1 protein-coding gene is annotated in these 6,839 nt (G+C 45.2%); it reads left to right on the top strand.

Annotation, left to right across the window (positions count from 1 at the left end; translation table 11 throughout):
- Window positions 1–160: 160 nt before the first annotated feature.
- On the top strand, window positions 161–6,839 hold a 6,679-nt coding region (locus UCI88_RS01870; RefSeq protein ID WP_330023944.1), incomplete at its 3' end, for a hypothetical protein.

Raw genomic sequence — 6,839 nt, 5'->3', positions numbered from 1 at the left:
GTCTTCACCATTAAGATATGCAGTGACAACTTTCAACTTAAATTCAGTACTGTATTTTACCATAAAAAACCGACCTCCTAAAGTTAGATTTTTAGGTCCAACTTTAGGGGGTCGGTTCAAACATCCGGAGTATTTTCTTGCTCTAAAAGAAAAAGAAACGATGCTTAATGCTTGGCAATCGGGGTATGGTGCGGTCTCCGTAGGCAGAGTAGATGCGACCAGACAGATAACCAATGTAGCAGCCGGCAGTGAAGATTCTGATGCTGTTAACGTGGCTCAGTTGAAAGCACTTAATAATAAGCTTAATAATAAAATTATTGAGGAAAATGTACACTATTTTTCCGTAAATACTGAAAATATTGATGATAGTGAATCTCCTGCCGGAACAAACTGGAATAATGACGGCGCGACCGGTAAGAGAGCCATTGCCATTGGACGGAATGCTTCAACAAAAGGCCCGGGGTCTATTGCTATTGGTGATAGTGCCAAAATATTCAATGTGAATACACAATATGCATTGGTTATTGGTGAGAACGCTGAATCCGCTCATGGAAGTATTGTCATCGGTAGATATGCAAAAGATTATGATACAGATCCTACAAAAGCCGGAAACGGTATCTTTATTGGTGAGGAAGCCAAAAGTTTAGGCGGTATTGCTCAAGTTGTTTTAGGAAATAGTGGAAAAGTTAAAGGTCAGGGATCTATCGCTGTAGGGCAGTGGGCAGAGGCCCTTGATTATCAGTCAACAGCGGTTGGCCAAGATGCCAAGGCCTTGGGTGAGACTTCATTAGCTTTTGGTGCCATGAGTATTGCTGAAAATAAGAACTCTATGGCCTTAGGCGCATATACTAATGCACGAGGACAAAGCTCTCTAGCCGTTGGAAGAAAAAGTATTGCTGCCGGACATGATTCCGTAGCAATTGGCAATCAAAGTTATGCTCACAATGGCTATATATATTACAATCAGTATATTGCACTTTCACCTGAAGAAAAAGAAAAATACATTGAATTTAATAGTCTTTATTTACTAAAAGATATGTCTGCTGGATCAGGATCAAAGGACGCTTATTTGAACACAGCCGTCGGTGCTTTTTCAAATGCAAAGAAACATGCAGCTACCTTTGGCGGAAGTTCGACTGCGGAAGAAAAAGGCACGGCTATAGGTACATATGCTAAAGCCAACGAACAAGGGGCAGTAGCACTTGGCTATAGTGCAAATGGTAATGTAGAAAATGGTGTTGCTATCGGTGCTTATTCTGTAGCAGACCGTGAAAAAGGTAAAATCGGTTATGCTTTAGGTGGCGATAATAGCTCGTTTGAAGAGGTATTGGAATCTACAGGGCAAAAAGCAAGATATGATGCACTCACAGCTATAATAGATCCTTTAGCAGCTGAATATAACGGATATGTGGATGAAATTAATAACGCAACTTCTACTAGCAGACGAAACGCGGCAAAACGCAAACTTGAGGCTTGGTTAGCTGAACATACGGAATACGCAACAGCTCTGAATGAAAAACAACAGATAATTGATGCATGGCAATCTGTAAATGGTGCGGTTTCTGTAGGTGCTGTAGGAGCTACGAGACAAATTACCAATGTAGCAGCCGGTTCTGAAGATACTGATGCAGTGAACGTGGCGCAGTTGAAGGCTCTTAACATTAAAGTCGATGATAATTCGGTTAAATATTTTTCAGTCAAACCTACGTATTATGATGACAATACTGAATTGGTAGACGAAACTGTAAATGCGGATAATCAGGGCGCTACAGGAAATAGTTCCATAGCTATTGGGGCGGGTGCAACAACGAATGCTGCTAATAGTTTAGCTATCGGTCATAAAGCGACTATTTCGGATAATAGTGCCAATGGGCAAACGGCTATTGGTTATAAGGCGACTGCTTCCGGTCAAGAGTCAGTGGCACTAGGTTCCTCTGCCAGTGCGGATGGTGTTTCAGTAGCTCTCGGTGGTTCGGCAAAGTCTACTGCGTTGGGGGTTGCTGTCGGTTATAATGCGAAAAGTAGTGGCTCCGGTGGTATTTCTGTCGGTAATAATGCGGAATCTAATTTTAGAACCGTAGCTGTTGGCGTCGGGGCACAAGGTAACAGTGAAAGTTCGGTAGCAGTAGGTAGTGAAGCAGCAACTTTTGCTAATTCTTCAGTGGCAACCGGCTCTAAGTCGGCTGTATATGGTAGCGGCTCTATTGCTATTGGGACAGAAGCGGTTGTAAAAAGTACAGTAATCACGCCTGATGAGTATAATGCGTTGTCGGATGATGAAAAGGCCTTGTATGTAGGGGCTGCTTTTGCGACTGACAAATTTGGCGAAAAAACTCCGACACAATATATGAAAGTTGAAAATAGAGGTGCTTTCTATAATGGTATGGCTATCGGTACAGGTGCCACTGTATCCGCCTCAAATGGTATGGCCTTAGGTACCGTGAGCCGAGCTAATGGTGAAAACTCTGTTGCAGTAGGGCGACGAGCTACCTCCAATGTTACCGACGGCGTAGCACTTGGTGCATGGTCAGCTGTTGATAGAGCAAGTGGAGTATATGGTTATACTGTGGATGGGGTTACCTTTGACTCGGACGAAGCATTGGCTGCATATATGGGTAAAACCGCAGAATATAAAGCTGCAAATGATGAATTTAATAGCAATGTGGTTCTCTTTAATGAGAAAAACGAAGCATTACAAAAAGACCCAAATAATGAGCAGTTGAAAAATGAAGTAGCTCAAGCCTTTAATGCAGCTCAGGTAAGTTTTGAAAAACGTAATGCTATTGTTAATGCTTATAAATCAGGACTAGGCGCTGTTTCTGTAGGGAACTCTGTTAATACTCGTCAAATTACCGGCGTTGCTGCAGGATCTGAAGATACTGATGCCGTTAACGTGGCACAGTTAAAGGCTCTTCATACTAAAGTAGATGCCAATCAGATTGAATACGTATCGATTAAATCTTCCGAAACAGAGAATAAACTTAATGATGGGGCTACGGGAGATAACTCTATTGCTATTGGTCCTAAAACAAAAGTAACGGCTGCGAGTGCTGTTGCTATTGGTTCCCAATCTGAAATTAGTAATTCTAATTTTGGCAGTGCGTATGGTGCCACTTCTAAGGTAACCGGTTCGGAACAAGGAACTGCAGTTGGTTACGGTGCTCTAGTAGATAAATCGTTATTTGGCACTGCACTCGGTACAAGGGCTAACGTTACTGATTCAATTCAGGGGACTGCTGTAGGGCAATCAGCTATTGTTAGTGGTTCTAATTATGGAACTTCCTTGGGTACATTCTCGAAAGTAACAAACTCTGATTCCGGTATTGCTATTGGTTCTATGGCAAATGTTAATAACGCAAATTATGGTATGGCCATAGGTATTAACAGTTCCGTTACGAATCAAGGCGGTACAGCCTTAGGCTATGGAACGTCTGTAACAGAAAAATCGGGGGTTGCCTTGGGATTAGGTGCAGCGGCCAATCGAAGCGCTGAAGTGTATGGCTATTCTCCTGATGGTGTAACCTTTACCGATGACGCATCCGTAGCAGCTTATCTAGGTAAAACGGCTGAATTTGAACAGGCGCATCAAGATTATGTTGAAAAAGTTCAAATTTTCCAGGAAAAATTAGCCGCATATCAGCAAGATCCAAAAAATCCGGATGTAATAAACGCCTATATAGCTGCTGCAAACGCTATGACTGAAAGCTTCAATAAGCGGACGGGGATTATTGCAGCTTATAAATCTAGTTATGGTGCTGTTTCAGTTGGTGGTTCAGGTGCTACTCGTCAAATTATTAACGTAGCCGCTGGTACCGAAGACTCTGATGCGGTTAACTTGGCACAGCTTAAAACGGTAGAAACAATTGCCAAAGCTCATACGGAACTGACCTTAGACGGTAAATCCGCAACAGCCGGTGCTAATGGTGAGTTAGGCAAATACATTGGTGACAACAACCTTACCATGGCCGTGAAAGATTTAAACGGTCAGAAAGTTTACGACCTCAAATTGAAGAATGAAGTGGTTATCGGTCAACCGGGCAAGGACGGTAAAGACGGCAAGCCTGGCAGCATCGGATTAGTCGGTCCGCAAGGCCCTGCCGGTGAAGACGGTCAGCCGGGCAAGAACGCTTATGGTGAAATCTCTGTGAAGAACGGTGTAGATGGAGTCGATGGCAAGCACGGTAAAGACGGAATCACCCGTATTGTTTATGAAGATGAAAAGGGTGAAGAACATACGGTAGCTACTCTGGAAGACGGCTTGAAGTTCGCCGGCGATACAGAAAATGTGACCATTCCTAAGAAACTCAATGAAACCCTTGAAGTGAAGGGCGGTATCAGCGATTCAAGTCTGCTCACGGACAACAATATTGGCATCTTAGCCAAAGCTAACGGCGGATTGACCGTGAAGTTGGCCAAGAACCTTAATCTGTCTGACGGCAGCGTAGCCTTTGCTGAAGTAGCGAAAGATAAAGATGGCAATGTTCTCGTGAAAGGTGAGGATGGAAACTGGTACACCGATTTAACTGACGCTGTCTACGATGCGGATTCGCAGACTTACACCAAGGACGGAGCCACTTTAACGGCTGTCGAAAGTCCGGTTGTGGGAGCGGTGAAGTTAAGCTCTACAGGCCTCGACAACGGTAATCAACGGATCGTTAATGTAGCAGCCGGTATTAACGGCATGGATGCAGTCAATGTTGACCAACTCGACGCAGCTATTTCTAAAGTATCTTCAGACGTTGGCGGTGCTCATACGGAACTTACTCTTGACGGTAAATCTGCTAAAGCCGGTGCAAACGGTGCGCTCGGCGATTACATTGGTGACAACAACCTTACCATGGCCGTGAAAGATGTAAACGGTCAGAAGGTTTATGACCTCAAATTGAAGAATGAAGTTGTCATCGGTCAACCGGGCAAGGATGGCAAAGACGGTACACCGGGCAGTATCGGTTTAGTTGGTCCTCAGGGCCCTGCCGGTGAAGACGGTCAGCCGGGCAAGAACGCTTATGGTGAAATCTCCGTGAAGAACGGCGTCGATGGTGTCGATGGCAAGCACGGTAAAGACGGTATTACCCGTATCGTTTATGAAGATGAAAAGGGTGAAGAACATACGGTAGCTACGCTGGAAGACGGCTTGAAGTTTGCCGGCGATACGAAGGACGTCACGATTGCCAAGAAATTGAATGAAACCTTAGACATTAGGGGTGGCATCAGTGATGAAGACTCCTTGGTAGATAACAACATCGGCGTCGTCGCAAAATCCGATGGCGGTTTAACCGTGAAGTTGGCTAAGAAACTAGACCTGGCTGACGGCAGCATTACCATTGCATCCGAAGTTATGAAGGATGAAAAAGGTAATTGGTTGGTTAAGGGCGAAGACGGCAACTGGTATACCGATTTAACCGACGCTGTCTATAATGCAGACACGCAGACCTACACTAAGAATGGTGAAACCTTAACGGCTGTTGAAAGTCCGATTGTAGGAACTGTTAAGTTAAGCTCTGCTGGCTTAGATAACGGTAATCAACGGATTGTTAACGTTGCAACCGGTATTGATGACATGGATGCAGTCAACGTGGCTCAGTTAGACGCAGCTATTTCTAAAGTATCCTCAGATGTTGGCGGTGCTCATACTGAGCTTACTCTCGATGGTAAAGAAGCAACAGCCGGCGCCGATGGTAAGTTAGGCGAATACATCGGTGATAACAATCTTACCATGGCCGTAAAAGATGTAAACGGTCAGAAGGTTTATGATCTCAAGTTGAAGAATGAAGTTGTCATCGGTCAACCGGGCAAGGACGGTAAAGATGGAACTCCTGGCAGCATCGGCTTAGTCGGTCCTGCCGGTCCTAAAGGTGAAGACGGTCAACCGGGTAAAAACGCTTACGGCGAAATCTCCGTGAAGAACGGTGTAGATGGTGTCGATGGCAAGCATGGTAAAGACGGCATCACTCGTATCGTTTATGAAGATGAAAGAGGCGAAGAACATACGGTAGCGACTCTGGAAGACGGCTTGAAGTTTGCCGGCGATACGGAAAATGTAACTATCGCTAAGAAACTGAATGAAACCCTTGAAGTCAAAGGCGGAATCAGCGATACCACCTTGCTCACGGATAATAATATCGGTGTCGTAGCCAAATCCGATGGTGGATTAACCGTGAAGTTGGCCAAGAACCTCGATTTGGCTGACGGCAGTGTACGCATTGGTGGTACAACCGGTGAAGACGGTGCTGTTACTGGCGGAATTTACATCGCGAAGCAGAAAGGTGTAGCAACGACGAAAGACGGTGAAACCGAAGATGGCTCCTTCATTATAGGGTTAACTAATACTAAATGGGACCCTGATACTAACGGTATCGTAAGCGGTCGCGCAGCTACGGAAGATCAGTTAGAAAAAGCTATTTCTAAAGTATCCTCAGACGTTGGCGGTGCTCATACTGAACTCACCCTCGATGGCAAATCTGCTAAAGCCGGCGCTGACGGAGCCTTAGGCGATTATATCGGTGACAATAACCTCACTATGGCCGTAAAAGACGTGAACGGCCAGAAGGTTTATGACCTCAAATTGAAGAATGAAGTTGTCATCGGTCAACCGGGCAAGGATGGTAAAGACGGTACGCCGGGCAGCATCGGTTTAGTCGGTCCTCCGGGTCCTGCCGGTGAAGACGGTCAGCCGGGTAAGAATGCGTACGGCGAAATCTCCGTGAAGAATGGTGCTGACGGTGTCGATGGCAAGCATGGTAAAGATGGTATTACCCGTATCGTATATGAAGATGAAAACGGTGAAGAACATACGGTAGCTACTCTGGAAGACGGCTTGAAGTTCGCCGGCGATACGG

The organism is Megasphaera massiliensis (assembly GCF_036305205.1).
Classification (GTDB): domain Bacteria; phylum Bacillota; class Negativicutes; order Veillonellales; family Megasphaeraceae; genus Megasphaera; species Megasphaera massiliensis.
Note: the sequence above shows the minus strand (reverse complement) of the source record. Positions and strands in the feature narration are given on the sequence as shown.